Origin of the sequence: Pseudidiomarina sp. CB1 (assembly GCF_024752025.1) — a bacterium.
Classification (GTDB): Bacteria; Pseudomonadota; Gammaproteobacteria; order Enterobacterales; family Alteromonadaceae; genus Pseudidiomarina.
Window position 1 is genome coordinate 1,781,767 of record NZ_JANTPU010000001.1, and the last position, 26,208, is coordinate 1,807,974.

Below are 26,208 nucleotides of genomic sequence, written 5' to 3' on the forward strand. Positions count from 1 at the left end.
TTCGTTTTAATATTGTTAACTTTAACTGCTTTGTCGCAGTTTGCCTAGCTAGGTTTCAAGACTTGCTTCACGGGCTGCGTTACTTGCTTTGCGCACTTGATTTCTGCCCTTACGTTTGGCTTCAAGTAAAGCAGTATCTGCAGCATTTAGCCAATCCACCCATGACTGCCCAGTAACAAGCTCAGCAACGCCCAGTGAGAGGGTTACAGCCACGGTCGCAGTTTTTCCATTAAACGCACTATCCGCGATCAACGCTCGCAACTTCTCGGCAACAAGCATCGCTTCGGTTAACTTGGTCGCTGGCAAGACAATCAAAAACTCTTCGCCACCAACACGAAACAGCTGATCTTCTTTGCGCAAGACGGTATGCAAGCGTTCTGCCACTTGCTTGAGAATTTGATCGCCAAATAAGTGCCCGTGTTGGTCGTTAAGTTGTTTAAAATGATCAAGATCGGCCATGATGATGCTTGCTGGCCTTGCATAGCGCGAATGGCTATAGATTGACTTTTCTAACACTTGTGTCACCAAATGACGGTTTTGTAGACCAGTCAAGGTATCGGTCACCACCATCTGTCGCAATAGCTTCTGCAGTTCTGCTAAGAGCACCACAAACACCGAACCCAAAACGCAGATAATGATGAGCGTTGCGGCGATTCGCCAACCATCGTCCACCGGCATCGTTAACATCGCAGTCGTTGAAAAAATGATGGTCAGCAATAACGCCGAAAGAATACCTGCCGCACCGCTGAAAACAAAAAAGCACGCAACCAATAAAGGATAAGTCCAATAGACGCCAATATGTCCATTTAAATGGATCGACATGACGCTAATAACAGTTAGCAGCGCAACAAAAGCAATGCGAACGGGGAGCGGAATACGACGACCTTGGTAGAGCCACGCCATGGCGGTAAAGAAAACGCCCGCCACCAAGATAATCAACGCTTGCATGGTGTTCCCTAACAAGAATTGCGCGATCGACAGCAGGAGCTCGGTGATACCACCCGCCCAAATAATATTGCCGGTCACTTTAATCTTGAACTTCTGCAACAGCTCATCTGCAGATGCGTGGTTTGTCTTGACTGTCCGCTGCATGAGTTTCCCAATCCTTTGTCTCAAAGCTATCGCCAAGTTCTAGGAATAGCAAGCTGAATACGGCACAATGCTATTCTCTTTTGCACAAGTATTTGTGAGGTTATACCTATGCTACTCGACGCCACCGACAGCCTTATTGTTATTGTCGACGTACAAGAAAAACTTGCGCCTGTTATTCATCAACGTGACCAACTCATAGGTCGTATGCGCTGGTTGGGCGAAATTGCTAACGAACTTTCGGTTTCCCTGTTGGTGACCGAGCAATACCCCAAAGGCTTAGGAATAAGTGTAGACGATTTAGCAGCGGTCATTGAAAATTCTCGCGTGATAGAAAAAATGCATTTCAGCGCATGGCAAGAGCCCGCATTTGTTGATGCCGTAAAGCAGTCCGAAAAGCGCCAGATTATTTTGATGGGTATGGAAACGCACGTCTGTATTTTACAGACGGCCATTGATATGAAAGCTGCTGGCTATTCGGTTTATGTGGTAGAAGACGCTGTCGGCTCACGGCGTGAGTCTGACAAACAAGTTGGTTTACAGCGTATGCGCCAGCACGGCATTGAAATGATTACTTCTGAAATGGCCGCATATGAATGGCTACATCGCAGTGGCAACGACACCTTCCGACACATCACTAAAAATTGGATTCGCGGCTAAGCTTTAGATCTTGCTAAAAAACTTCATTTGACAGGGGCTTTATTGAGCGTATACTGAACGCCGCTAGAAAAATTCGGCTGTCTAATTGTGGCCTGTTACGAAGTCTATTGCTGTACCTCGTTTTGTAAGTCCCAAGTAATACACGTATTTTTATTAGCAAGACCCTAGATTTTCACATGCATTACGAGGAATATTCAGCATGTCTACTGTAACTGGTAAAGTAAAATTCTTTAACGAAGCTAAAGGTTTCGGTTTCATCGAGCAAGAGCAAGGCGCAGACGTATTCGTACATTTCAGCGCTATCCAGTCTGAAGGTTTCAAAACCTTAGCTGAAGGTCAAACTGTACAGTTTACCATTGCTCAAGGCCCTAAAGGTCCACAAGCTGAAAACGTAGTACCTATGTAAGACGTTGCTTTTGCAACGCATTTAGCGAAACGAATTTGAAGAAGCCGCTCATTGAGCGGCTTTTTTTATGGCTTTTCCCTTTCTGACTCGGGTTCTTGTTTACGTCGCTCAGCAGCTTCTTGCTCGGCTGAAAGAAAATCCATATCGTCCATCTCCACCTCTGGAATTTCCTCACAAACATTACCGCCCAGCTGGTTCACAGCGCAGCACAAATCCGCCACTTTCTGATCAAGTAAGTGCACATGATCCAACATGCGGCCGATCGCCGTCGCCACTGGATCGGGATTATCAGGCGAAATCGCATAGGCATCAAAACCATATTGCTTAGCCATCGCCGCACGACGGTCATTAACCTCTTTGCTGACGGTTGTATGAGCGACACGCGCGGGGATTCCCACCACGGTTGTCTCGTCAGGTACATCTTTGACGACAACTGCATTTGAGCCAATCCGCGCGGTTTGTCCAATCGTAACTGGGCCAAGAACTTTGGCCCCAGCACCTATGACGACACCGTCCTTCAGGGTTGGGTGACGTTTACCTTGGTTCCAGCTGGTACCCCCCAAGGTTACCCCATGATAAATCGTGACATCATCACCGATTTCGGCGGTTTCGCCGATCACCACGCCCATACCGTGGTCGATAAAAAAGCGGCGGCCAATCCGTGCGCCAGGATGAATTTCGACTCCCGTTAGCCAGCGAGCTAGCGTTGATGTAAATCGTGCTAACCAATAACAACGCCAACTCCAAAGCTTGTGGCTCAAACGGTGCCACCAGATGGCATGTAGCCCTGGATACGTGGTTAACACCTCAAACCAATTGCGCGCCGCAGGGTCGCGGGCGTAAACGCTTTGAATATCTTCGCGGATGCGTTGAAACATAAGGCTCTAATCCTAAGCTGGTACTTGGGTGTAAGTATACCAATTTCCGCCCCCTTGCGTTAACCGTGCTGATTTCTGCGGTATTTACAAGGCACTTGGCTTGCCATCAATGAACGGAAAGGCGTAAGGTGAAGCTTTCATCGGCTGCAAACAGAGGACTCTCATGAAAATCAAAAAAACGCCCCTAGCCCTAGTTACGGCAAGCTTGCTCGCAGCAAGCACAGTTGCACACGCTGACACACTCATTTATGCGGGACAATTGATTGATGGGACGGGCGCAGCACCTGTCGAGGATCAAACCATTGTTGTTGCCGATGGCCGTATTAAGGCAATTGTTGATGGCTTTCAACAAGCCACGGCCAACGATGACGTTATTGACCGCCGCAACGGCACCGTCATGCCTGGTTTTATCGACATGCACACCCACCTCACCTCAGAAATGGCAGAAGGTAGCTACATCCACAAGTTTACCAAAAGTGCTGCTGACGTAACGCTTGACTCGGTAAACTACGCCCAAAAAACCTTACATGCAGGCTTCACTACCGTACGCGACTTGGGCGATTCTTATAATGCTAGTATCGCGCTACGTAACGCTGTGAATGCTGGTAAAGTTGAAGGTCCACGTATCTTCACTTCTGGGAAGTCCGTTGCCACAACTGGTGGTCACGCCGACCCTACCAACGGCGCAAAGGACGATCTCTATCCCTCACCGACACCCGCTGACGGCGTTATCAACGGCCCTTATGAGGCACGCGAAGCAGTACGCGCTAGATATCAAGACGGTGCTGACTTGATTAAATTAACGGTTACCGGTGGCGTTTTGAGCGTCGCCAAAAGTGGTCAGAACCCACAATTCATGATGGATGAAATTGAAGGCATCGTGACAACTGCGCGCGATTATGGCATGAAAGTTACCGTGCATGCGCATGGTAAACAAGGCATGCTACGAGCCATTAAGGCCGGTGTACACTCAATTGAGCATGGCACCTATATGGATCAAGAAGTTATGGATGCCATGAAAGCGAAAGGGGTTTACTACGTACCAACCATCACGGCTGGCAAGTCAGTGGCGGAACGAGCAAAAATTCCAGGGTTCTTCCCTGAGTTGGTGGTGCCAAAAGCAAAGGCGATTGGCCCGAAAATCCAAGGGACCTTCGCCGAGGCATATAAACACGGCGTTAAAATAGCCTTTGGCACCGATGCTGGCGTGTTTGATCATGGTGAAAATGCGCGTGAATTTGGTTATATGGTCGAAGCTGGCATGCCAGCACTGGAAGCAATCAAAGCAGCGACCTTTGAAGCGGCTACGCTCCTAGGCACAATCGAAGACTTTGGTACGTTGGAAGTGGGCAAGCGCGCCGATGTGGTCGCCACTGCAGGTAACCCTCTTAAAGACATCGACGCGTTGAGTAACCTCAATCTCGTTATGAAGGACGGCAAAGTCTACAAGAACACGCTTAACTAAAGTCCTTTAGTAGCTGGCGGACGTCACTTAAAATGACGTCTTCCAGCTCTTTTTCATAGCCTTCACGCTCGTCGTCCATTTTACGAATTTCGGCTTTTGGGTACTGCTTGCGAGCTTCATGGGTTGGCATATGCTTTATGCGCTCATACATGGTGTGTAGACCACTGTAGCGTTCAGCATAATCGACTTTTTCCGGCTCTACCCGCAAATCTAATAAAACCACCAAACGGAGTGCGCCTTCCGACAACGGACATTGCCCTTGGTCCATTGCTTTTGCAATCGTAACAATACTCTCATGCAGGCGCTCATTGCGCTTACCGATAGCCTCATCCCGACGTTGAGTTTGACTTTGTAGCCGACTTAACATGCGCCCAGCGATGAAAGCTAAAACGGCGATGATAATTACGCCTAACAGCATTACAGCCCAAGCCCACCACGGTAAATTAGTCATCGAAGTCCTCCCACTCGTCATCATCCTCGTCAAGGCTCAGACCCAGTTGTTTGGCCAGTTGTTCGAAACGTTCGGTACGCTCGTCTACATACGCTTCGTCGGCTGCGCTTAGATCTTCGCCATCTTCGATTGCGTTCAGGAGTTGCTGCAAGCGCGGATCGTTTTCAAGCGCCTGCAATTCAGCCTCCGCTGCCGCTCGATTAAAGCTTGGCTTAGCCATGGCCTCATCCGGCGGCGTACTTGCATTAACAAGTTGAATCGGCTTTTTACTCCCAAACCGCGGGTCTGAACTGCTTTGGCTGCCCTTACTCGTCGCCGCAGACTTAGTATTGGCAACGTTAAAGCGAGAGCCAGGCTTCTTGCCTTTCCCTTTGTGCTTGCTCGGCTCTGGGGCGCTGCGCTTAAGTTCTTCTTTGGCTTTCTTTGGCGCAGCGAGTGGGCCAGTTTTGCGCGTTTTCTTTTTACGGGTCATAAACGATGAGGTTCCAATGGAATTGATAGGCGTAGTTTAACTTACAGCGGCACAAAATAAAAAGGCGATGCCGAAGCATCGCCTAGGGTATTCTCTCTTTCTCACACAGCGCACGTGCGATTCACGAGAACGGTTGTCAATTCATCCGTGTTCTTAATTATAACTTCCGTGAGGTTTTTTATTATTATTGTTATTTTGTCGCGCATTAACCGAGCATTATGATTGTTATTGTTTGCTTGGTTAAAGATGGCCTCCTAGCCTATTCTTATTCCCTGGATTAAAACTGTAAGTCGCCTTAGCAACCGTCGGGTGACGCTTTCGCAGCGATTCCCTAAATATTGAATGGCATTCAGACTACTGAATCGAAATATTTATTCAATGATTTTTATGATCTAAAAAATACTTTTTTTATACCCTATAAGTTTATAGATTGGTTTTTAAAGGCTTTATCCGCATTTTCGATAACATAAAAACAAAAAAAAGCAGCATCGATATGCTGCTTTTCTAGGTAACTAAGCTGTGCAAGCCGCTAGATTAATACAATCCTTGAATGTACTGCGACAGCACTTCAATGTCTTTATCGGTAAGTTTCGCGGCAACATCTTGCATCATCCCATTCAGGTCATTCGCTCGCTCGCCGCTGCGGAACATTTCCAATTGCGTTTTCAAATAAGCAGCATGCTGCCCAGAAACATCAGGGAATTTAGCTAAGCCCATACCGTCACCACGTGGACCATGACAAGCTACACATGCGGCAATTTTGCGTTCTTCATCACCACCCATGTATAACGCTTGGCCTGCAGCAACCACATCTTCCGGTGCAGTGCCTTGCATCGGATCTTGACTTGCGAAGTACGCCGCTAAGTCAGCAATGTCTTGCTCACTTAAGTTGGCCACCTGCCCTTGCATAATGGCATTGGCACGGCCTTGCTCACCGCCGGTTTCGGCCGCAAGTTTGTAATCGTGCAGTTGTTTCTCGATGTACGAAGCATGCTGCCCGTTCAGTTTTGGATACATATCTGAAGGCGAGCTACCAGTCGGGCCATGGCATGCAGCACAAACCTGTGATTTTTGTTTGCCTGCTTCGGCATCACCTTCAGCAGCCATCACGGCGCCAGTGAAACCAAGGTACAGCCCAACGAACAATGCGATTTTTTTCATGATCGATATCTCTGCTCTGGATGTTGTAACAGTCGCTATTTTACACAAAACTTCTAAGGATTAAACGCCTAATCGTGATAGTATAAGCATTCCTTCAAAGCATCTTAGAACTCATGGAATCAACAAACCTTAACTTTCAACCTACGGTGTTTGTCACCAGTGCAGCAGATATCCGTCAATTACCAAGTGATGACGGTGTCGAGATCGCCTTTGCTGGCCGCTCAAATGCGGGCAAGTCGAGTGCGCTCAACACGCTAACACGTCAGCGTAATCTTGCCCGAACCAGTAAAACACCCGGACGCACACAGTTGATCAACGTGTTTGAGGTTCTTCCTGGAAAACGCCTTATCGATTTACCAGGGTATGGCTATGCCAAGGTTCCGATCGCGGTCAAAGAAAAATGGCAACAAGCGTTAAGTGAATACCTACAGAAACGTGAGTCACTGCGTGGTTTGGTGTTGCTCATGGATATTCGCCATCCGTTCCGCGATGTTGACCAAGAATTACTGCATTGGGCAACGGACTGCGAGATTCCTGTTCTGGTTTTGCTTACCAAAGCCGACAAACTCAAACCCGGCCCACGCAAGTCAACCTTGCTGAAGGCGCGTGAAGCCGTATTGGTTTTTGGTGGTGACGTTACCGTCGAAATGTTTTCCTCGCTAAGCAAGCTTGGTCTGCCGCAAGTTGAAACCAAGCTAACCGAATGGTTAGTGCAGAATGACGAATGAAGTACCGCCGCTCAAGGCTTGGCTACTTCTTGGCTTACTCGCCCTCATTTGGGGGAGCTCGTTCCTGCTGATTAAGAAAGGGCTCCTTGGCTTTACTCCTGACCAATTAGCAGCGATTCGTATCGCGTCAGCTGGTTTTGTCTTGCTTCCGTTTATTCTCAAGCGCTTCCAAACCGTGCAGCCACATCACTGGCTTAAGCTGATATGTGTTGGCCTTGTCGGTAGCTTTATTCCAGCTTTCTTATTTGCGTATGCGCAAACCGAATTACCTTCAGGGGTAACTGGGGTACTGAATACGTTCACGCCTTTAGCCACATTAATCATTGGCGTCCTTCTGTTCAAGCAAATAGCCTTAACGCAGCAGTGGTTTGGCGTCATTATTGGCTTGATAGGTACGCTACTCTTGGTCACCGCAACCGCGAGCGGCAATTTCGAATTCAATCGCTATGGGCTACTTATTATTGCCGCCACTATCTGTTATGGCTTGAATTTAAATCTAATCAAACACCATATTCCAGACCTTGGAGCCTTAACAATTACCGGCGTCTCGCTGTTTTTAGTTGCGCCAGCCGCACTTATTTATCTGCTTGTAGCGACACCCTTTGCTGCACAAGTTACGCAACCCGAGTTATGGTTTCCGTTGGGTGCAATACTGGTTCTCGGAGTCGTTGGTACGGCAATGGCGTTAGTGATCTTCAATACAGTGGTTAAACTCACCGATACCACCTTTACAAGTTCGGTAACTTATCTCATACCCATCGTCGCACTGATCCTTGGCATTCTCGATGGCGAGCCGTTTTTCCTACAACAAGGTTTTGGACTTGCAGCGATACTGAGTGGTGTTTGGATCGCGAATAAGCGCAAGCGCCAACCCTTCAATGCGCAACGCTAGAAAAGAAAAAGCCCGGCTCATGGCCGGGCAAAAAACTTACAATCCAGGGAGAGAACATCTCTGAAAGGACTTCGCAAACGGAACAAATAAACTCGTTTAATGCGCCTTTCATTAAATCTGACTGGTTGTTTTTTGATTAGTTCAAAAAAAATCCAAATTTCCCCAAAAAAAGATTTTTGCTCCCAACAACATCGCCTTAGTGTGCCTCATCCCAATTCGCACCAACACCAGCTTCGGCAATTAATGGCACGTCAAGTTTGACCGCGGCTTCCATGATAGCGACTAGTTGCTTTTTCAACGATTCTACATGCTCTTCTTTGACTTCAAAAACCAGTTCATCGTGAACTTGCATAATCAGCCACGCCTGTTCGTCGGTCACCTCTTTATGCATAAAGTCAGCTACTTTGATCATCGCGTACTTGATAATGTCAGCGGCAGTACCTTGCATTGGCGCATTGATTGCCGCGCGCTCCGCAGCTTTGCGGCGAGCTCCGTTTTGCGCGCGAATTTCGGGGAGATGCAGACGTCGTCCGAATAGCGTTTCAACAAATCCGTCGCGCTTAGCTTGTTGCCGCGTCCGTTCCATGTAGTCCTGTACGCCTGGGAAGCGCTCAAAATATTTGTCCATATAAAGCTGTGCTTCATTACGCGGTATATCGAGTTGACGGGCTAGACCAAACGCTGACATGCCGTAGATCAGCCCAAAGTTGACTGCTTTGGCTCGGCGACGTTGCTCACTCGTAACCTCATCTAGCGCCACACCAAAAACCTCTGAAGCGGTTGCTTTGTGAATATCTCGTCCTTTCGAGAACGCCTCAAGCAAATTCTTGTCTTGCGACAAGTGCGCCATAATACGTAGCTCAATCTGACTATAGTCAATAGCCATGATGCGGTAACCCGCAGGGGCAGTAAACGCCTTACGAACGCGACGCCCCGCTTCGGTTCGGATTGGAATATTCTGCAGGTTTGGATCGCTCGACGACAATCGCCCTGTGGCGGTGACGGCTTGGTGATAAGAGGTATGAATTCGACTGGTACGCGGATTAACCATCTTTGGTAATTTATCCGTGTAGGTCGATTTTAGTTTGCTTAAGCCTCGATGCTTCATAATGACGTCAGGGAGTGGATAATCAAGCGCCAACTCTTGCAGCACATCTTCGGCGGTCGACGGAGCACCTTTGGGCGTCTTCTTGCGAATCGGTAACTCAAGCTTTTCGAAAAGAATAGCTTGCAACTGTTTCGGTGAACCTAGGTTAAATTCCTCGCCAGCGATGGCGTATGCCTGCTCTTCAAGTTGCGCCAATTCTAGTGCTATTTCATTGCTCTGCTTTGCCAGCAAGTGAGCGTCAATTTGTACACCTCGCTGCTCCATATCCACTAAAATAGGTAATAAGGGCAGCTCAATTTCAGTCAGTACACTCAAGAGCGATTTTTCTTTGCTCACCGCAGCCCATAATTTCTCGTGCAGACGCAGCGTTACATCCGCATCCTCCGCCGCATAAGGTGCCGCTTCGTCGAGACCGATCTGATTAAAAGTTAACTGTTTAGCGCCTTTGCCAGCGATGTCTTCAAAGGACACGGGCCGATGTCCTAAGTATTGCAAGCTTAGACTGTCCATATCATGCCGTGATGCAACACTATTAAACACATAAGAGGCCAGCATGGTGTCATTTTTGATTCCCGCCAACTTAATGCCATAGCGACGCAGAATGTGGCTATCGTATTTTAAGTTTTGGCCAACTTTTGTGGCTTTATCATTTTCCAACAATGGTTTGAGTTTTTGCAGCACCAAATCCCGTGATAATTGCTCCGGCGCTCCTGGGTAATCGTGCGCAACGGGCACATAAGCTGCCTTTCCGGGTTCACACGAAAACGATAAGCCAACTAAATCAGCTTCCATGTAGTTCAGGCTCGTCGTCTCGGTGTCGAAGGCAAACACCTCGGCGTTCTCAAGTTTAGCCAACCAACAGTCGAGTGCTTCTTCGTCAAGCACAACGTCGTAATCATCGTGGCTGACCGTCGCAGTACTCGAGTTATCTTGATGGTCGCTCGACTGCTCAGTCACAGGCCCTTCCTGCATCAGCTCATCTAACCAGCGCTTAAACTCTAACTCAGTATAGAGTTCCTTCAGTTTATCGCGGTCGGAAGGCTTAATTTGCAGGGCCTCTGGCGTTATACCATCGAGGTCAACGTCGAGTTTGATGGTTGCGAGCTCACGTGACAACAGCAAAATATCTTTGTGCTCTCGCAGTTTCTCCGGCATCGTTTTAGCACCACGAAAACCGAGTTCAGCAACCTTCTCTGGTGCATCATACATCGCATCAATCGAGTGCATGCCTTGCAGCATAGCTAGTGCTGTTTTTTCACCCACCTTTGGCAAACCAGGAATATTGTCTGAACTATCGCCCATCAGAGCCAAGTAATCGATGATCTGACTTGGTTCCACACCAAACTTTTCTTTGACGCCGGCATCATCCAACAACGTATTCGTCATGGTATTAATCAGCATCACGTGCTCATTCACCAACTGCGCCATATCTTTGTCGCCAGTACTGATCAAGGTGAAACGGCCTTGTTCTCCGGCTTGCCGCGCCAACGTACCGATGACATCATCGGCCTCAACCTCATCGATGCAAAGTAGTGGTAAGCCGAGCGCTTTCACAATCGCGTGCAACGGCGCAATTTGCGAACGTAGATCGTCAGGCATCGGCGGGCGGTTTGCCTTGTACTCTTCGTACATGTCATTGCGAAAGGTTTTACCCTTAGCATCGAATACCACAGCCATGTGCGACGGGTGATACTTCTTAATCAAACTACGTAGCATGTTCACCACACCGAAGATGGCTCCGGTAGGCTCGCCAGCGCTTGTCGTGATGTGTGGAGGGGCGTAGAACGCACGAAATAAGTACGACGACCCATCAACGAGAATAAAAGGATTTTCAGGAACCTGAGGCGATTCTTTTGCGGCCATAATTTACATGCTTTTTAGCTGTTTATTGATGCCGCTAAGCATGCCACAGTCCCCAAGTTCTCGCCAGTTCCGATAGAACTTCATACCTAGCGAAAAATGTGGATAGCATGTGGATAAGTCTGTTGACAATAAGCTATTCCATCGTGATAAACGGCGAAACCGTACGATGTCTTTGATCTATAAACTACTGGTATACATGGGAATTTTTAGACTTCACATTCCCTGACAGCTTTATTTTTTTATAGTGTGTCAGTTGTGGAAACTGATCTTTCGCTTCACGAATCGCATACCTATTAAGAAACGCCAATCTCATGAAGCTGAGGTTGATGTGTTATCCAACCGAACAGTAAGACTATCACATGTGGTCGGTTTTGCTAGCTCACCGGTAAAGATTTTTAGAATGTTTTTCGCATATAGAAGTGCGTCATTAGATTATTTTGTAATCAGAATTAAGGGTTGAACTTTTCTATGATCATCGTCATATTAGAGTTCGCATAGGCAAAGCGACAAAGCAAAAGTTGGTCCGTCGCCGTCTTCCAAAAATAGGGTGTGAAGGTACACGAGTAATCTTGTTATGGAGTTAGATTCAATGAGTCCTGCGCTAACTGACGCGATAGAGACTACGCCAGAAGAACGTCGGCGCGGCGACTTTGACACTAAAGAATGGTGGCAACGTTTATCGATGGATCAAAAGTTTGGCGTCTATCAACTCAGTAAATTCGGCTTTGAACTCGCTTTCATTCGTAACATGGCGAATGGCCCGATAGCGGTTGTCCGACGCAGCCGCGAATACGCAACCGTTGATCAAAGCGGTGAAGTGAATCTCAACCCTACACTGCAAATCCGTGATTAACTAGGTTCGAGCGCCGCACGAATAGTCGGTAAGACGATTTCCGTATTCGGCAGCTGCCCATCATGCCATAAGGCAAAAGCTAAGGCCGCTTGCTCAACGAGCATCCCTAAACCGTCCGCACTCTGCTCGACGCCGGCTTGTTGCGCCTGTCGTAAGAAAGGCGTCGGCACCCTTCCATACATCATGTCATAAGCTAAAGCGCTGTCTGCAAACCAATTAGGATGTATTGGCAACTCAGAGCCTGTTAACGAAGCCGAAGTAGCGTTGATGACAATACGAGGCCGACTTTTCGAGCCTCTTCGTGGTGGCGCCGACAGTTCCGCAAACGACATGGCTTGCAAATCACCAAAGTCTTGTTGTAGCGCTGTAACCTTTGCACTACTTCGGTTTGCCATGACAATGCTTGCGCCGACCTGCTGTAGCGGTTCAATCACGCTGCTCGCCGCCCCACCAGCGCCGATAATCAGTACTTCATAGAGAATGTCATCGCTTTTCAACAGGCGTTGCAGATCACGCACCAATCCTTCACCGTCGGTCGTGTCGCCGGCAAGCTGCCCGCGGCCCAGCGGGATTAGCGTATTAACAGCGCCGGCTCGCGCTGCACGGGGGGTTAGGTGGGTCACCAATTTCGCAGCCGTAGCTTTAAAAGGGACAGTCACGTTAGCACCAGCACCGCCAGTACGGAAAAACTTCGCCACCGCCTCTGCGAAACCTAATTTCGATGCTAAACTGCGCGTGTATTCAAGCTCGATACGCAGTTGTTTCGCAAACTGTTGATGTATTATCGGCGATAAACTATGTGCAATCGGATTACCAAAGACTGTAAATTTCATTATGTTGTCATTCTTAAAAAGTAAAAAAACCAGTGAACCTGCTTCACAATACCAACAACTTGGTGGCGAACAAGGGGTACGAGCCATGGCCGATCGCTTTTACGATATTATGGAAAGCGACCCACGAGCCAAAGATCTACTCGAACTCCACCCGCAGCCGCTAACGTCGATTCGACAAAAGTTTTTCGAGTTTCTCAGCGGCTGGTTTGGCGGCCCACAATTATTTACAGCTAAATACGGCCACCCGCAGCTACGCGCGCGTCACCTACCGTTTCGTATTGACATCGACATGCGTGACCAGTGGTTGTTATGTATGTATCAAGTGCTTGACGAGCAAGTTGCCGATCCATTGCTGCATATGCAATTAAAGCAACAGTTTACACGCCTTGCGCATCATATGATTAACACTGACTAAAGCTCATTCAGCCAATCACGTGGGCGCAGATAATTCTCGTAAAGCCGAGCTTCCGGGGAGCCTGGCTCAGGTGAGTAGCCATACTCCCAGCGCACCAGCGGTGGCATTGACATTAAAATCGATTCGGTGCGGCCACCGGTTTGTAAACCGAATAACGTGCCACGGTCCCAGACCAAATTAAATTCAACGTAGCGTCCGCGGCGATACAATTGAAATTGCCGTTCGCGGTCACCAAACGGGGTCGACTTGCGGCGCTCAATGATGGGGAGATAAGCATCTAAATAAGCATCGCCCACCGCTCGCATAATAGCGAAACACTCCTCAAATGGCCGATCGTTGAGATCGTCAAAGAATAAACCACCAACGCCGCGCGTCTCATCACGATGCTTTAGCCAAAAGTAGTCGTCACACCATGCTTTGAATTTTGGATACAAATCAGACCCAAAAGGCTCCAACGCTTGTTTCGCCATTTGGTGCCAGTGTTTAATGTCTTCATCAAAAGGATAGAAGGGTGTTAAGTCAAAGCCGCCACCGAACCACCATACCGGCTCAGCACCTTCTTTTTCGGCAATGAAAAAGCGCACATTAGCGTGACTGGTTGGCACATAAGGGTTGCTCGGATGCATAACCAGACTAACCCCGCAGGCATTAAAGTTTCTGCCAGCGAGCTCGGGCCGGTGCGCTGTCGCCGAAGCTGGCATCTGCTCACCGAAAACATGCGAGAAGCCGACGCCCCCCTGCTCCAGTACATCGCCATCTCGTAATACGCGGGAACGACCGCCACCGCCGCCTTCACGTTGCCAGCTTTCTTCCGCGAAGGTAGCACCGCCATCGGCCGTTTCAAGCGCTTGGCAAATACGGTCTTGGAGGCCCTGTAAATAGCTGATGACTTCTGTTAACGCCGGATGACTCATCATTAAGCTCGATAGATTTGGTTGGTGAGAGGATCAATAATTTTCGATGGACTCGTTGCACCGCCAACGGCTTCATCCATTACCCATGCCACTCTATCAGCAAACGTTTTCTTCACTGATTCTGCTGTCGTTAGAGCTGGCTCACCAGAGTAATTAGCGCTGGTCGACACAATGGCACTGCCGAGGGCTCGGCATAACTGTCGTGCCGGTTCGTGTGCGGTAACGCGCACAGCGATTTTGTCACTCCCCCCAGTAAGCCAGTCGGGTGTCGTCGGTGCCGCCGGAAGCAGCAACGTAATCGCCCCTGGCCAATGGGAAAACACACTAAAGCGTTTATCTTGAGGAATTTTAAGGTCAGCGACAAAGGGCACGAGCTGGCTGTAATCAGCAGCGAGTAAAATGAGGCCTTTCTCAATTGGTCTTTGCTTGAGTTCCAGAAGTTTCAATACGGCTTGTTCGTTACGCGGGTCACAGCCTAAACCAAACACAGCCTCAGTGGGGTACGCTAACAACTCCCCGTTGGAAAAGGCTTCTTTTGCGGCTTGCCAGTCCATTTCATTCTCCTACTCAACGCATCTCTGATTTGTAATCGCAATCATCGTTACCGCAAATAAGACGTTCGCCAGCGGCTGTTTTTTTGCGCAGTAACAACGGATAGTTACAGGTAGGGCATGATTCTGCCACAGGTGGCAGCGGAACGGAAAACTTACATTCTGGGTACGCATCACAAGCATAAAAGGAGTGACCGAAACGACTGGTTTTCTGAACCAGTTTGCCTTTTTCGCAATTCGGACAAGGCACATCTGTACCTGGGTCAAAATCAGCGGAGGTCATGTAGTCGCAGTCTGGATAGCCACTGCAACCAACAAAAAGGCCATAACGGCCTTTTTTGAGTTGCAGTTCGCGCTGGCACCGGGGGCAAGGAACGCCCAGTGGTTGAGGTTCAAGAAAGTTGTCGGTCATTTAATGCAAGAGACCTTCTGGTTCCTCAAACAAAAGTCCTTCCATCTGATTGTAGGCATCTTCACAGCCCGGCACATTGAATAGCACCATCAACACCACCCACTTCAGATCGTCTAGTGTAACTTCTGGCATATCGAGTTCCATAACGCGATCCATGACCATCTCGCGGGTAGCGAAGTCAAGGACACCTAAGTTCTCGAGGTACATTAAGAAGCCGCGGCTTGCACAATCCAAGCGCGCTGTTTCTTCAGCCGTAAACACTCGTGTCGCACTGCTTTGAGAACGATTAAGATAGGGTTTGGTTTGACTGTCCTGAAGGTCGGCCAAACGCTCTAACCAAGCAAGCGCCTTGTGAATCTCTTGCTGACGGAAGCCCGCCCGCGTGAGTTCGTCGGTGAGCTCATCATGGTTCACCACCACCTCAACATCCGAATGGATGAAGTTCTCGAACAGATACATGAGGATATCAAACATCTTTAGCGCCTCCCCATTCTAATATAACCACCGGCGACTGAAGCTACTCGGCCTTCTAATTCTAATAACACTAACTGCTCTGAAACCACAGCGACCGGTAGTCCGCTGCGCGCTACGATAGTGTCTATCGATGTAGCCTCATAGCCCACATTAGCCAACAATTGTGGGTTTGCCAAGCTTCGGTCGCAATTATTTTCACCTGCGCTAGCACTGCCGTCATCACTATATGGGGTCAGACGTTTTAAATTCAATTCGTTGAACACGTCATCAACTTTTACCACCAATGCAGCACCTTGCTGTAATAGCTGCAAATTCCCTGTCCGATGCGGATTCCAAATACTACCTGGTAACACTAACAATGAGCGATCATGTTCTAACGCCAAGCGCGCAGTAACCAATGAGCCGCTTTGCAACTTCGCTTCGATAATGAGAACGCCGAGCGCTAGGCCACTTAGAATACGATTACGTCGCGAAAAATGATCACGTTGTGCCGACATGCCGGGGGCAAACTCCGAAACCAACAAGCCGCTCTGTTCAATTTGTTGTTGCAGCTGCCGATGTTGCGTCGGGGCTGCAATATCTGGGCCCGTAGCTAAAACAGCCAGCGTCGGCCCAGCCTTTAACGCGCCTTTATGGGCGTAGTGATCAACGCCTTTCGCCAACCCGCTACTTACAAGTAGCCCTGCTCGGGTGAGTTGCTCAGCGAAATAGGCAGCCTCAATCAGTCCTTCATGGCTAGCTGCACGGCTTCCCACCAGAGCAATTTGAGGTGCAGCTAAATAGTCGATATTTCCAGCGACAAAGAGCACTAATGGTGGATTATGTATGTTGCGTAAACGTTCTGGGTACGTGGAGGAAAACCAATGCACAACACAGCGCGTGGGGCCTGCTCTCCCGCTCTCCTCGATCCAGCGCTGGAGATGGTCGAGGTAGCGCTCCGGTAAGCTATCCAGATAGGGAGCGAGTAATGCTCGGCTCTTTGCAAAACTCGCTAATTTGCGGACACGATTGCGATCAGCGGCGGTCAGACGCGATAACGCCAAAAGCTCTGCGAGAGAGGGTTCCATAGCACTTCCTTGTGCGTGTGATTCGTTAGTCGTTAGTCGTTAGTCGTTAGAATTTTCGGAACAAAATAAGTACCGACCTCAAACCATTCGTGAGCTTCAACGACCATTGCCATACTCATATTCCGGAAAGTTTTTACTATCAACAGCTCTGCACCCGCTTGATCGGGTAGACGAAGCGTGTCGCGCCACTGCCTCGATATATCGTCGTAAGGCTTATACAAATTCACAAACTCTGGCTTTTCACCATCCATAAACACCCGAACTCCAGGGCGAATCGCTTGGAACATTTGACCAATCTCTACACCGTCGGCCGCGCCTTTATCGAGTACGACCATATCGTACTTGCCGTGCTTATTACGCGCATTCAATGAACCTACTACATGGCCATCGACCGGCGCACCGTTGGTCGGCACAATGATGTCAGGGAGATCGGTGTTTTGCGGCTGCAAAATAACGTCACCTCGACGAATTTCACGCTCCGGACTAATGAGCTCACCTTCAATTAAATCCACATGATGAAGATTCACACGTACGCCAGCGACGTCGCGTAACAGCACTTGGTCACCGAAACTATCCACTTGGGTAAACACGCGGTACTTGCGATCAAGTTCAACATTTCCCTTGATGAAGACCGGCGCCATACCGTTAATTCGTGGTGCCCCACGGTTATCGCCAACAATTTGTGGCATCCGCGAAATTTCACCACGCAACGCAATATGATGACCATCTAAAAATGGTTCTAATGCGGCGCGGTCGAACGTGGGGATTGGATTCCCTTTCGGCTCTAACTTGCCTTCGGGGTCAAGAGTTTTGGTAACCTTGCGACTGAGCTGCGGACGTCCATTCACCCAACTAAGAAGCAAACGATCACCGGGATAAATTAAGTGCGGATTGGCGATGTCACTATTGACCCGCCATAATTCGGGCCAATGCCACGGGTCGTTAAGATACATTGCGGAGATATCCCATAGGGTATCGCCTTTTTTTACCACATATTCCTGCGGCGCATCTTCACGTAAACGGATGACGTCACCACGCGTTGTTGTGGTAGCCGAGGTCTCTTGTTGTTGGGTTGCGAGGGCCGTTGCTGGAGCAACCAGCAAAAAACCGATGACCGCAATCGCTTGGAATCGCCACGTAGTCATGTTGAGCTCCGTTGTAAACTCGTGTTTTCATCCCCAAATTACGTTAAAATTAGGCAAGATGAAACTAGCGAATGACGAGTTATGACTAAATTAACTATTTTAAAATACCCTGACGAACGTTTACGCACCGTCGCAGAACCAGTTACTAGTGTAGATGATAGTCTACGCGATACAATCGATGCGATGTTCGAAACTATGTACGACTCTAATGGTGTAGGCCTTGCGGCAACACAAGTCAATGTGCATAAACGCCTTTTTCTAGCTGATTGTAGTGAAGATCAGAGCGAACCGTTAGTTTTTATTAATCCAGAGATTACTGAAAAAGACGGATTATTTGCTAACGAAGAAGGGTGTTTATCGTTTCCTGGCGTTTATGCCAAAGTGGAACGCGCCAGCAAAGTGACGGTGCAAGCCCTTGATCGAAACGGTGAAGCGTTTTCCTTAACTGCCGAAGGATTGCTCGCAATTTGCATTCAGCATGAGCTCGACCATTTAAATGGCAAGTTATTTGTCGATTACTTGTCGCCTTTAAAACGCGACCGTATTCGCAAAAAGCTCGAAAAAGAAGCTCGACTTCATGCGGTATAACCACTGATGCGTATCGTTTTTGCCGGAACCCCTGAGTTCGCTGCGGGCCACTTAGAAGCGTTATTTGCTGCGAAAGAGCACGAAGTCGTAGCGGTTTATACTCAGCCCGATCGTCCTGCTGGGCGTGGCAAAAAGCTACAAGCAAGTGCGGTTAAGCAGCTTGCTTTGGCGCATGATGTTGCGGTTGAGCAACCGGTGTCACTCAAAGACCCCGACGTTCAGGCGCAGTTAGCTAGCTATCACGCCGATGTAATGGTTGTGGTGGCGTATGGCCTCATTTTGCCCGAAGCAGTGCTACGTATCCCGACCTATGGGTGTATTAACGTGCACGGCTCACTCTTGCCGCGCTGGCGTGGAGCTGCACCAATTCAACGTGCGATTTGGGCGGGTGACACGCATGCAGGCGTCGCCATCATGCAAATGGAAGCCGGCTTAGACACAGGCCCAGTATTACTCGAAAAAGCACTCCCGATTGCCGCAGAAGAGACTTCGGCGAGTTTGTACGAAAAACTAGCTAAGTTGGGCCCAGCTGCGCTGCTCGAATGTTTACACGAGTTACCGCAGAAACTAAGTACTGCGCAGCAACAAGACGAGACTTGTGTTACCTATGCCCACAAACTCAGTAAAGAAGAAGCGCAATTGAATTGGCAACAACCTGCGGTTGTTTTAGAGCGTTGGATACGCGCATTTAATCCATGGCCAGTGGCTTGGCTGCGCAGCGCCACCGGCGAAACACTGAAGATCTGGCGCGCCGAAGTTCTTCCTGATACTTCTAACGTCGCACCGGGGACGGTATTATCAGCAGACAAATCAGGCATCGTCGTGAAAACTCAAGAAAACGCCTTACGCATTCTTGAATTGCAGCCAGCGGGGAAAAAGCCCATGCCTGCGGCAGACTTTCTCAACGGTCGCGCCGAGCATTTCCCAGTAGGTAGCCAACTAGCTGGAGCTAACCATGAGTAATGGCGCCGCTTCACGAGCCGCAGCAGCACGTATCGTATTCGATGTTCTGGAACACGGACGCTCACTAAGCCAAACGCTCCCCCAACATACTGAGCAGTTTGACGGCCGCGATCGAGCTATGGTGCAGTCGTTATGTTACGGCGTACTTCGTCATTTGCCCGTACTTAATGCCGCAATAGCATCTTTTGTTAGTAAGCCATTAAAGAAAGACCTTTTAATATTGCACCACCTGCTGTTAGTGGGCGCTTACCAACTTCTTTTTATGCGAACTTCCGATCATGCCGCTGTATCCGCCACTGTTGATGCCACAGAGCTGCTCAAAAAACGTCGACAGAAAGGCTTAGTCAACGCTATTTTACGTAATTTACAGCGCCAACGAGACACACTGCTAAGCAAGTTGCAAGCCGACCAAAATTTGAACCATGGGCACCCACGCTGGCTAGCGGAACAAATTCAATACGCCTACCCCGCTCAAGCCCAAGCCATTTTTTCGGCCAATAATGAGCAGGCCCCAATGTGGCTGCGCGTCAATATACAGCAAGTTAGCGTTACCGATTTTATCACCGCACTCGACGCCTATGACCCTGAACTTAGAGCTGAGCATTCACACGAAAGTGCAAGTATTCCGCTAACGCACGCGGTCGACGTCCGTCAACTCCCTGGGTTCGCCGAAGGCTGGTTTTCAGTACAGGACATCGCCGCACAACAAGCTGCTAAACTACTCGAAGCTCAGGACGGCGAACGCATATTAGACTGTTGCGCCGCACCAGGCGGCAAGACCGCGCATATTCTTGAGTTGGCACCGCAGGCTACGGTACATGCATTAGATATTGATGAACAACGTTTGCAACGGGTCCGCGAGAACCTTGACCGACTGCAACTTCACGCGCAGGTGTTATGTGGCGACGCAGCCAAGCATGACCAATGGTGGGATGGCGAACTTTATGACCGCATTTTACTCGATGCACCCTGCTCTGCCACTGGTGTCATCCGCCGCCATCCGGATATCAAATGGCTGCGGCGACCAAGCGATATTGCGCAACTCAAACAAACACAATGCGAGTTACTCGATGCACTCTGGCCAATGTTGCGTCCAGGTGGTAGGTTAGTTTACGCCACATGTTCAATTTTACCGGCCGAGAATAAACAACAAATAGAAGCGTTTATGAAACGCCATGCCGACGCATCTGCGTTACCAACCGCGCCCGATGGCGCGACATGTTGGCAGCGCTTACCGGGTGAACAAGGTGGTGATGGCTTCTTCTACGCAATAGTGGAAAAACAACTATGAAAATCGTCATCTTAGGTGGTGGACAAGTTGGGGGTACCCTCGCGGAGAACCTCGTTGGCGAAGACAACGATATTACCGTTGTGGATACTGACTTAGCGCGCCTAACTGAGCTGTCAGAAACCAATGATATTCGTACGGTTCAAGGGTATGCATCGCATCCACGGGTACTGCGCAATGCCGGCGTCGAAGATGCCGATATGCTGATTGCGGTCACCCCGAGTGACGAAACCAATATGCTTGCTTGTCAGATTGCATACACGCTATTCAAAACGCCGCAACGCATTGCACGAATTCGCTCAGAAGCTTATATCGACTTCAAAGATCGCCTGTTCCATAAAGATGATGTTCCCGTCGACCACATTATCTCGCCTGAACAACAAGTCACACATTACATAAAACGACTGGTGGATTACCCAGGAGCCCTGCAGGTTATGGAGTTTGCTGGTGGGCGCGCTAGCCTCGTTGCGGTAAAAGCCTATTACGGCGGCAAATTGGTTGGCCATGCGATATCGTCGTTGAAGGAACACATGCCCAATGTCGAGACGCGCGTCGCTGCAATATTTCGACAAGGTAAAGCCATAAAACCTATGGGTACGACCATTATCGAAGCTGGTGATGAGGTTTTTTTCATTACGGATACGCGTTACGTGCGTATGGTAATGGAAGAAATGCAAAAACTTGAACATCAGTATCGACGGGTCATGATCGCCGGTGGTGGTAACGTGGGCGCGGGCTTAGCTCGTATGCTCGAAGAAAATCATCACGTTAAATTGGTCGAGCATAATAGTGAGCGTGCCGAAGTACTTAATGAACAGTTACGCCACACTACGATTTTACAAGGTGACGCTTCAGATTCACGGTTGCTGAGTGACGAACATATTGAAGATGTCGATGTATTCATTGCCGTAACCAACGATGATGAAGCCAATATCATGTCGGCCATGCTTGCCAAAAAAATGGGCGCCAAAAAGACCATGGTACTCATTCAACGCCAAGCCTACGTCGATTTAGTCCAAGATAATGTGATTGATATTGCCATCTCGCCACAGCGAGCAACGGTATCTGCCCTGCTCTCACTCATTCGTAAAGGTGACATTGTTAACGCTTACTCATTGCGTAAAGGTGCTGCCGAGGCAATTGAAGCGATTGCGCATGGGGACGAGAAAACTTCGAAGGTGGTTGGTCGCGTGATTAGTGAAATCAAGCTCCCGCCAGGTACCACCATTGGCGCGATTGTTCGTGGCCATGAAGTTATGATTGCGCATGACGATACGATGTTACAGCCTGACGACCACGTCATTTTGTTCTTGGTCGACAAAAAGTATATTCGTGAAGTTGAACGCCTGTTCCAACCAAGCGCTCTGTTCTTCTAAGAGCGCCAGAACGTTGGTGTCAACAATACCAAAATCGTAAACACCTCAAGGCGCCCAAACAGCATCGCGGCCACGAGTAACCACTTCGCAGTATCGGGAATCGTTGCATAATTCGCTGCAACGTCACCTAAACCGGGGCCCAAGTTATTTAAGCACGCCGCGGTTGCAGAAAACGCGGTAATATCATCCAACCCGGTCGCCAACAGGCCGACCATGATAACGACAAACACCAGCGCATAGGCTGCAAAAAAGCCCCACACCGCTTCAACCACCCGTTGTGGTAACACCCGATTGCCAAGCTTGACCGAGTAAACTCCCGCAGGGTGTACAAGCCGATTGAGTTCACGTACGCCTTGGCGGAACAATAATACGACCCGCACAACCTTTAAACCACCTGCGGTGGAACTCGCGCAACCGCCAATGAAGCTGGCGAAAATCAACATAATTGGTAGAAACAGCGGCCACGCAGCAAAGTCCGTGGTTGCAAAGCCCGCGGTGGTACTAATTGAAACCGCTTGGAACATCGCTTGATTAAAGGCCGTTCCGGTATCCGCAAATTCTTTATGCACCAAGACAGTTGCGAACACTAAAAATACGAGGACGGCTTGAATCCCAAGAAAAGCGCGCACTTCTGGGTCGCGCAAGTAGTTCATTATGGAATGGTTCGTGGCTGCCGCATAATGCAGTGCGAAGTTGATGGATGACAACAGCAAGAACACTACGCAAATCGTGTTAATTGTACTGCTATCAAAGTACCCCATACTTGCATCGTAAGTACTGAAACCACCTACAGCTATGGTTGAAAACGCATGCCCGATGGCATCGAACCAATTCATGCCAGCCAAGTAGTAAGCAAACGCGCAGGTGGCGGTTAGCGCTACATAAATGTACCAAAGGTGCTTCGCAGTATCGGCGATCCTTGGGGTCATTTTAGTATCTTTTTGTGGTCCCGGGATTTCCGCCCGATAAAGCTGCATGCCACCGATACCGAGCATCGGCATGATGGCCACTGCAAGAACGATAATCCCCATACCGCCGAGCCATTGCAGTTGTTGGCGGTAGAACAAGAGACTATGAGGGAGCGTTTCAATGCCTTGAATGACCGTGGCGCCAGTCGTCGTTAACCCCGAAAACGACTCAAACACCGCATCGGTAAATGACAGAGGAAGCTCTTCCGCAAACCACAGTGGCATAACCCCGACCATACCAAGAACCGTCCAAAAAAGTACCGTCAATAGAAAACCATCGCGAACTTTTAGGTCGGTGTGGATGCTACGGTTTGGGTACCAAACAAAGAAGCCGATCACCAAGCTAATTGCAAACGCCAGCATGAACGCCGTTCCGCCACCGTCACCGAAATACAATGCAACCGCCGCCGGAGGCAACAAGGTCACACTAAACACACAAATCAATAATCCCAGTACTCGTAAAATACCTCGAAAGCGCACGGCGGTTCCTCAAGATTCTTTTAGTTCGACACGCCCTTGTGTCGCATTTTTTAAGGCTTCGGCTAAGTCTTCGAAGTCACTTTCAGCTACGGCAAGGTCGTGCTCGATAGCCGCTGCAAAGTCCTGATGTTGCGTCACAGCATCATATTGGGCAAGCCAATGCGATACTATTTTTTGATCAGCATAATCGTAGTGTATATAAGCTGCTTTGCGTACCTTTTTTTCAATAAATTCTGCCGCTTGTAAAACATCGACCGTAGCTTGTGAATAAGCTCGCTGCAGTCCGCCGGTACCCAATTTGATACCGCCAAAATAGCGTGTCACGACCACAGAGAGCTCGCCTACTTCCTGCTTCAGAAGAACATTGAGCATCGGCCGCCCGGCGGTACCGCTTGGCTCACCATCATCACTCATTGCATACTGCTGACTCGCATTAGGCGCACCCGCTACCGCAGCACTACAATAATGACTAGCACCCGGCCAGCGCTGCTGACACTCAGTAATATGCGCTTGATGCTCGGCAAGTGATGCCACAGGCTTTAGTGAGGTGATAAAACGACTTTGCTTAATTTCAAGCTCGACGAAAACCGCAGTTTTTGGAATTAAATAATGTTGCACAGCACTATAAACCAACGCTTTCACGACTTATCTTCATCGTCGCAACATCAGCAAATCGATTCGCTGGAGCTTGCTCCGAAAGTAGCAAGTAAATTTGTTGATACGCTAAAACATTCTTTACGTAGTCTCGTGTTTCTTTGTAGGGGATCGTTTCGATCCAACGATCCATCGCCATACTCTCTTGTGGTATCCACTCCGTCACGCGATAAATACCGCCATTATAGGCTGCCGTCGCCAGTACCCAGTTATCGCCTAGGCGACGCTTTAGATCGGCCAAATACCGCGTTCCCAGCAGAATGTTGGTGTTTACGTTATACAAGTCGAACCGACTGTAGTCACGCCGGCCGACGTATTTTGCCGTACTCGGTAATAACTGCATTAAACCATGCGCGCCAGCATGTGAATAAGCATCAAACCGAAATGAGCTTTCGCGGCGCGAAATCGCCAAAGCCCATTCCAAATCGATTCCTGCAGACTGTGCGAATTCGCGATGTTCATTTGCATAAGCGAATGGAAAACGTTGCTCAATAGCCCCAAATTCGCCCAGTTGCCCTAGCGTATAAATGACCTGATCATGCCACCCCCACTGCGATGCCAGAACCGCCATCAACTCTTGCTCACGCGCACTTGTGTGCTGCAACAATTCGTACCATTCACGGCGTGCGTCTAGGTAACGTTGTAACTGCAAAAATTCATACGTGCGCTGCACTCCTGGAAGCTGTCTTACCGTATCCAGCTCACTGGCTGAAAAATTTATTTGTTCCCGTGCTAGCTGCAATGGTGTGCCCAGCTTGGTCGCCGCAAGAAATCCATAATAATTACGTTGTTTCGCGATTTCTTCGTACTGCGCTAGCGCTTTTTGTGGCTGGCCCAGCTCTTCATATGCTCGGCCCCGCCAATAACGCCATTGTGCACTGCCGCTTGCGGTCGCCATTTCAGCAACTGGGTCGTCAACAAAGGAGCGCCAAGCGCCCTCTCGAACCCACTCGGCCAGCTGCCACTGTAATGTTTGACTGTCATGTTCGGTCGGTTCAAGACGCGTTAGCCAGTTATGTGCTTGTTCATGATTCTTTGCGCTCAATGCCACCGCAAATTTTTGCTCTAACTCCGTCCACTGTGCGGATGAAAGTTTGATACCTGCAGGCAAATTACCGACGGTCTTTAGGGCGACATCAGGGTCACGCCAAATGAGACGACCGAGCCCATAAGCGACAATTTGTGCCGCGCGTTCTTGCGCCTTGCCTTTGTGCTCAGCCAAAGCGTCGAGCTCGCGCACCAAGTTAGCGGGATTTCTGCGTACCTGTCGATAACTCAAAATCAGCGACCGTGTAGGCTCCTCAACGAGGCCCGCTAGATACGGTAACAGGGTGTGCTTACCGTCTTCGGCCGCTAATTTCGCGCGCCGCCAAACCAGCTCTTCAGTGCGATTACCAGCCTTACTCCATGTCGCCAACAACGGATCGCATTCCTTGGGTAAGGATTCACCCGTCTGCCAAAGCTGATCAACTGCGCGCATTACTGCGGCACGTGGCTGCGTTTTTTGGGTAAGTGTAAAGCGCCAAAAATAGCAACGATGGTCAAGTCGACCGGGGTGGCGAAAATCCCGAAGAAAGCGTTGTTGCTCGTTATTACGGGCTAAGTAATCTAACCAGGGCGCACGCAGCTGCCAATCGAGTGGTGTTTTCTGCATGGCATTAAAGAAGCGTAATACGCGGTCTTCGTTTGCGAGATAGCCCACTTGCTGCAGGCGCTCAAGTTCTAGATAAGGTGTTAGCGGATAATCCGTGAGCTGCTCAAGAAGCTGTTGATATTCAATTAAGCGTCCTCGTTTAGCAGCATATTCAGCTTTCACAAACAGCTCACGCTGCTCGCTCCGTTGTTCGATATTCGCCAACACAGGATCGTGGATTTTCGGCTCAGACCAGCCGCTCGAGCTCCACAGCAAACTTACGAAGGCTGTAAACAGAAGCGCACAACTTGTACCACTTAATGTCCGCATAATTTCAAACGCTCGTTTAAATAATCATTGAAAAATGAGCCTATTCGAGCCAAACTCTCGTAACGACTAATCATACGCTAACCGAAAGCAA

27 protein-coding genes are annotated in these 26,208 nt (G+C 49.1%); 11 read left to right on the forward strand and 16 right to left on the reverse strand.

Annotation, left to right across the window (positions count from 1 at the left end; all coding sequences use genetic code 11):
• Positions 1 to 48 precede the first annotated feature (48 nt).
• Positions 49 to 1,092: a GGDEF domain-containing protein gene (locus tag NV375_RS08480; protein ID WP_258807744.1), complete on the reverse strand. Its 1,044-nt coding sequence runs from the start codon at positions 1,090 to 1,092 to the stop codon at positions 49 to 51.
• A gap of 108 nt (positions 1,093 to 1,200) precedes the next feature.
• On the opposite strand from NV375_RS08480, the gene NV375_RS08485 reads away from it, so the two are divergent.
• On the forward strand, positions 1,201 to 1,749 hold the full coding sequence (locus NV375_RS08485; RefSeq protein ID WP_258807745.1) for a hydrolase: 549 nt from the start codon (positions 1,201 to 1,203) through the stop codon (positions 1,747 to 1,749).
• A gap of 199 nt (positions 1,750 to 1,948) precedes the next feature.
• The gene (locus tag NV375_RS08490; protein ID WP_126772172.1) at positions 1,949 to 2,155 is read left to right on the forward strand and encodes a cold-shock protein; all 207 of its coding nucleotides are present in this window, start codon (positions 1,949 to 1,951) and stop codon (positions 2,153 to 2,155) included.
• A gap of 65 nt (positions 2,156 to 2,220) precedes the next feature.
• Here the strand turns inward: NV375_RS08490 and cysE are convergent, their stop codons facing one another.
• Entirely contained in the window at positions 2,221 to 3,033 is an 813-nt protein-coding gene (cysE, locus tag NV375_RS08495) for a serine O-acetyltransferase (RefSeq protein ID WP_258807746.1), read from the reverse strand.
• A 169-nt stretch (positions 3,034 to 3,202) separates the two neighbouring features.
• Between cysE and NV375_RS08500 the strand changes: the two genes are divergently transcribed.
• The gene (locus tag NV375_RS08500; RefSeq protein ID WP_258807966.1) at positions 3,203 to 4,498 is read left to right on the forward strand and encodes an amidohydrolase family protein; all 1,296 of its coding nucleotides are present in this window, start codon (positions 3,203 to 3,205) and stop codon (positions 4,496 to 4,498) included.
• On the opposite strand, the gene NV375_RS08505 is transcribed toward NV375_RS08500, so the two are convergent.
• From NV375_RS08505 to NV375_RS08515, 3 genes are all read right to left on the reverse strand, one after another.
• Positions 4,491 to 4,949, reverse strand: coding sequence for a DUF2489 domain-containing protein (locus NV375_RS08505; RefSeq protein ID WP_258807747.1), 459 nt, complete (start codon positions 4,947 to 4,949; stop codon positions 4,491 to 4,493). The genes NV375_RS08500 and NV375_RS08505 overlap by 8 nt on opposite strands.
• Complete coding sequence (yihI, locus tag NV375_RS08510; RefSeq protein ID WP_258807748.1) at positions 4,942 to 5,421, reverse strand: Der GTPase-activating protein YihI; 480 nt, start codon at positions 5,419 to 5,421, stop codon at positions 4,942 to 4,944. Before yihI ends, NV375_RS08505 begins: the two co-directional genes overlap by 8 nt.
• Positions 5,422 to 5,955: 534 nt before the next feature.
• Positions 5,956 to 6,582 carry a cytochrome c gene (locus NV375_RS08515; RefSeq protein ID WP_258807749.1) on the reverse strand — a complete coding sequence of 209 codons (627 nt, stop codon included), beginning with the start codon at positions 6,580 to 6,582 and terminating at the stop codon, positions 5,956 to 5,958.
• A 113-nt stretch (positions 6,583 to 6,695) separates the two neighbouring features.
• Here NV375_RS08515 and yihA point away from each other — a divergent pair, with 113 nt between their 5' ends.
• Positions 6,696 to 7,310 carry a ribosome biogenesis GTP-binding protein YihA/YsxC gene (gene yihA, locus NV375_RS08520; RefSeq protein ID WP_258807750.1) on the forward strand — a complete coding sequence of 205 codons (615 nt, stop codon included), beginning with the start codon at positions 6,696 to 6,698 and terminating at the stop codon, positions 7,308 to 7,310.
• On the forward strand, positions 7,300 to 8,202 hold the full coding sequence (locus NV375_RS08525; protein ID WP_258807751.1) for a DMT family transporter: 903 nt from the start codon (positions 7,300 to 7,302) through the stop codon (positions 8,200 to 8,202). Before yihA ends, NV375_RS08525 begins: the two co-directional genes overlap by 11 nt.
• A 196-nt stretch (positions 8,203 to 8,398) precedes the next feature.
• Here the strand turns inward: NV375_RS08525 and polA are convergent, their stop codons facing one another.
• On the reverse strand, positions 8,399 to 11,173 hold the full coding sequence (polA, locus tag NV375_RS08530; RefSeq protein ID WP_258807752.1) for a DNA polymerase I: 2,775 nt from the start codon (positions 11,171 to 11,173) through the stop codon (positions 8,399 to 8,401).
• 574 nt (positions 11,174 to 11,747) lie between these two features.
• Between polA and NV375_RS08535 the strand changes: the two genes are divergently transcribed.
• Positions 11,748 to 12,026: a hypothetical protein gene (locus NV375_RS08535; RefSeq protein ID WP_258807753.1), complete on the forward strand. Its 279-nt coding sequence runs from the start codon at positions 11,748 to 11,750 to the stop codon at positions 12,024 to 12,026.
• On the opposite strand, the gene aroE is transcribed toward NV375_RS08535, so the two are convergent.
• Positions 12,023 to 12,859 (reverse strand): shikimate dehydrogenase, encoded by an 837-nt coding sequence (aroE, locus tag NV375_RS08540; protein WP_258807754.1) that lies wholly within the window; start codon positions 12,857 to 12,859, stop codon positions 12,023 to 12,025. The two genes, NV375_RS08535 and aroE, sit on opposite strands and share 4 nt — an antisense overlap.
• Position 12,860: 1 nt before the next feature.
• On the opposite strand from aroE, the gene NV375_RS08545 reads away from it, so the two are divergent.
• Complete coding sequence (locus NV375_RS08545; protein WP_126772194.1) at positions 12,861 to 13,274, forward strand: group II truncated hemoglobin; 414 nt, start codon at positions 12,861 to 12,863, stop codon at positions 13,272 to 13,274.
• On the opposite strand, the gene hemF is transcribed toward NV375_RS08545, so the two are convergent.
• The 6 genes from hemF to NV375_RS08575 are packed head-to-tail and all read right to left on the reverse strand — an operon-like array spanning position 13,271 to position 17,837.
• Positions 13,271 to 14,188: an oxygen-dependent coproporphyrinogen oxidase gene (gene hemF, locus NV375_RS08550; protein ID WP_258807967.1), complete on the reverse strand. Its 918-nt coding sequence runs from the start codon at positions 14,186 to 14,188 to the stop codon at positions 13,271 to 13,273. The two genes, NV375_RS08545 and hemF, sit on opposite strands and share 4 nt — an antisense overlap.
• A 2-nt stretch (positions 14,189 to 14,190) precedes the next feature.
• Positions 14,191 to 14,742: a Sua5/YciO/YrdC/YwlC family protein gene (locus tag NV375_RS08555; RefSeq protein WP_258807756.1), complete on the reverse strand. Its 552-nt coding sequence runs from the start codon at positions 14,740 to 14,742 to the stop codon at positions 14,191 to 14,193.
• A gap of 13 nt (positions 14,743 to 14,755) precedes the next feature.
• Positions 14,756 to 15,151 carry a type I DNA topoisomerase gene (locus NV375_RS08560; RefSeq protein WP_258807758.1) on the reverse strand — a complete coding sequence of 132 codons (396 nt, stop codon included), beginning with the start codon at positions 15,149 to 15,151 and terminating at the stop codon, positions 14,756 to 14,758.
• On the reverse strand, positions 15,152 to 15,625 hold the full coding sequence (locus NV375_RS08565) for a DUF494 family protein (protein WP_126772200.1): 474 nt from the start codon (positions 15,623 to 15,625) through the stop codon (positions 15,152 to 15,154).
• A gap of 2 nt (positions 15,626 to 15,627) precedes the next feature.
• The gene (dprA, locus tag NV375_RS08570) at positions 15,628 to 16,692 is read right to left on the reverse strand and encodes a DNA-processing protein DprA (RefSeq protein WP_258807760.1); all 1,065 of its coding nucleotides are present in this window, start codon (positions 16,690 to 16,692) and stop codon (positions 15,628 to 15,630) included.
• 32 nt (positions 16,693 to 16,724) lie between these two features.
• Complete coding sequence (locus tag NV375_RS08575; protein WP_258807761.1) at positions 16,725 to 17,837, reverse strand: LysM peptidoglycan-binding domain-containing protein; 1,113 nt, start codon at positions 17,835 to 17,837, stop codon at positions 16,725 to 16,727.
• Positions 17,838 to 17,918: 81 nt separating this feature from the next.
• Between NV375_RS08575 and def the strand changes: the two genes are divergently transcribed.
• Genes def through trkA form a run of 4 tightly spaced genes read left to right on the forward strand, consistent with a single transcriptional unit; the run spans position 17,919 to position 22,052 of the window.
• A complete protein-coding gene (gene def / locus NV375_RS08580; RefSeq protein ID WP_258807763.1) occupies positions 17,919 to 18,425 on the forward strand; it encodes a peptide deformylase in 507 nt (168 codons plus the stop codon).
• 6 nt (positions 18,426 to 18,431) lie between these two features.
• Positions 18,432 to 19,388, forward strand: coding sequence for a methionyl-tRNA formyltransferase (fmt, locus tag NV375_RS08585; RefSeq protein WP_258807764.1), 957 nt, complete (start codon positions 18,432 to 18,434; stop codon positions 19,386 to 19,388).
• Positions 19,381 to 20,679 (forward strand): 16S rRNA (cytosine(967)-C(5))-methyltransferase RsmB, encoded by a 1,299-nt coding sequence (rsmB, locus tag NV375_RS08590; protein WP_258807765.1) that lies wholly within the window; start codon positions 19,381 to 19,383, stop codon positions 20,677 to 20,679. Before fmt ends, rsmB begins: the two co-directional genes overlap by 8 nt.
• On the forward strand, positions 20,676 to 22,052 hold the full coding sequence (gene trkA, locus NV375_RS08595; RefSeq protein WP_126772211.1) for a Trk system potassium transporter TrkA: 1,377 nt from the start codon (positions 20,676 to 20,678) through the stop codon (positions 22,050 to 22,052). Before rsmB ends, trkA begins: the two co-directional genes overlap by 4 nt.
• On the opposite strand, the gene NV375_RS08600 is transcribed toward trkA, so the two are convergent.
• Genes NV375_RS08600 through NV375_RS08610 form a run of 3 tightly spaced genes read right to left on the reverse strand, consistent with a single transcriptional unit; the run spans position 22,049 to position 26,117 of the window.
• The gene (locus NV375_RS08600; protein WP_258807766.1) at positions 22,049 to 23,500 is read right to left on the reverse strand and encodes a TrkH family potassium uptake protein; all 1,452 of its coding nucleotides are present in this window, start codon (positions 23,498 to 23,500) and stop codon (positions 22,049 to 22,051) included. The genes trkA and NV375_RS08600 overlap by 4 nt on opposite strands.
• 9 nt (positions 23,501 to 23,509) lie before the next feature.
• The gene (locus NV375_RS08605) at positions 23,510 to 24,142 is read right to left on the reverse strand and encodes a YigZ family protein (protein WP_258807768.1); all 633 of its coding nucleotides are present in this window, start codon (positions 24,140 to 24,142) and stop codon (positions 23,510 to 23,512) included.
• Positions 24,123 to 26,117 (reverse strand): transglycosylase SLT domain-containing protein, encoded by a 1,995-nt coding sequence (locus tag NV375_RS08610; RefSeq protein ID WP_258807770.1) that lies wholly within the window; start codon positions 26,115 to 26,117, stop codon positions 24,123 to 24,125. Before NV375_RS08610 ends, NV375_RS08605 begins: the two co-directional genes overlap by 20 nt.
• Between the last annotated feature and the right edge of the window lie 91 nt (positions 26,118 to 26,208).

Excerpts from the sequence above, each read along its gene's own strand:
- NV375_RS08480 (WP_258807744.1), bottom strand. The coding sequence starts at position 1,092 with ATGCAGCGGACAGTCAAGACAAACCACGCATCTGCAGATGAGCTGTTG.
- NV375_RS08485 (WP_258807745.1), top strand. The coding sequence starts at position 1,201 with ATGCTACTCGACGCCACCGACAGCCTTATTGTTATTGTCGACGTACAA.
- NV375_RS08490 (WP_126772172.1), top strand. The coding sequence starts at position 1,949 with ATGTCTACTGTAACTGGTAAAGTAAAATTCTTTAACGAAGCTAAAGGT.
- cysE (WP_258807746.1), bottom strand. The coding sequence starts at position 3,033 with ATGTTTCAACGCATCCGCGAAGATATTCAAAGCGTTTACGCCCGCGAC.
- NV375_RS08505 (WP_258807747.1), bottom strand. The coding sequence starts at position 4,949 with ATGACTAATTTACCGTGGTGGGCTTGGGCTGTAATGCTGTTAGGCGTA.
- yihI (WP_258807748.1), bottom strand. The coding sequence starts at position 5,421 with ATGACCCGTAAAAAGAAAACGCGCAAAACTGGCCCACTCGCTGCGCCA.
- NV375_RS08515 (WP_258807749.1), bottom strand. The coding sequence starts at position 6,582 with ATGAAAAAAATCGCATTGTTCGTTGGGCTGTACCTTGGTTTCACTGGC.
- yihA (WP_258807750.1), top strand. The coding sequence starts at position 6,696 with ATGGAATCAACAAACCTTAACTTTCAACCTACGGTGTTTGTCACCAGT.
- NV375_RS08525 (WP_258807751.1), top strand. The coding sequence starts at position 7,300 with ATGACGAATGAAGTACCGCCGCTCAAGGCTTGGCTACTTCTTGGCTTA.
- polA (WP_258807752.1), bottom strand. The coding sequence starts at position 11,173 with ATGGCCGCAAAAGAATCGCCTCAGGTTCCTGAAAATCCTTTTATTCTC.
- NV375_RS08535 (WP_258807753.1), top strand. The coding sequence starts at position 11,748 with ATGGAGTTAGATTCAATGAGTCCTGCGCTAACTGACGCGATAGAGACT.
- aroE (WP_258807754.1), bottom strand. The coding sequence starts at position 12,859 with ATGAAATTTACAGTCTTTGGTAATCCGATTGCACATAGTTTATCGCCG.
- NV375_RS08545 (WP_126772194.1), top strand. The coding sequence starts at position 12,861 with ATGTTGTCATTCTTAAAAAGTAAAAAAACCAGTGAACCTGCTTCACAA.
- hemF (WP_258807967.1), bottom strand. The coding sequence starts at position 14,188 with ATGAGTCATCCGGCGTTAACAGAAGTCATCAGCTATTTACAGGGCCTC.
- NV375_RS08555 (WP_258807756.1), bottom strand. The coding sequence starts at position 14,742 with ATGGACTGGCAAGCCGCAAAAGAAGCCTTTTCCAACGGGGAGTTGTTA.
- NV375_RS08560 (WP_258807758.1), bottom strand. The coding sequence starts at position 15,151 with ATGACCGACAACTTTCTTGAACCTCAACCACTGGGCGTTCCTTGCCCC.
- NV375_RS08565 (WP_126772200.1), bottom strand. The coding sequence starts at position 15,625 with ATGTTTGATATCCTCATGTATCTGTTCGAGAACTTCATCCATTCGGAT.
- dprA (WP_258807760.1), bottom strand. The coding sequence starts at position 16,692 with ATGGAACCCTCTCTCGCAGAGCTTTTGGCGTTATCGCGTCTGACCGCC.
- NV375_RS08575 (WP_258807761.1), bottom strand. The coding sequence starts at position 17,837 with ATGACTACGTGGCGATTCCAAGCGATTGCGGTCATCGGTTTTTTGCTG.
- def (WP_258807763.1), top strand. The coding sequence starts at position 17,919 with ATGACTAAATTAACTATTTTAAAATACCCTGACGAACGTTTACGCACC.
- fmt (WP_258807764.1), top strand. The coding sequence starts at position 18,432 with ATGCGTATCGTTTTTGCCGGAACCCCTGAGTTCGCTGCGGGCCACTTA.
- rsmB (WP_258807765.1), top strand. The coding sequence starts at position 19,381 with ATGAGTAATGGCGCCGCTTCACGAGCCGCAGCAGCACGTATCGTATTC.
- trkA (WP_126772211.1), top strand. The coding sequence starts at position 20,676 with ATGAAAATCGTCATCTTAGGTGGTGGACAAGTTGGGGGTACCCTCGCG.
- NV375_RS08610 (WP_258807770.1), bottom strand. The coding sequence starts at position 26,117 with ATGCGGACATTAAGTGGTACAAGTTGTGCGCTTCTGTTTACAGCCTTC.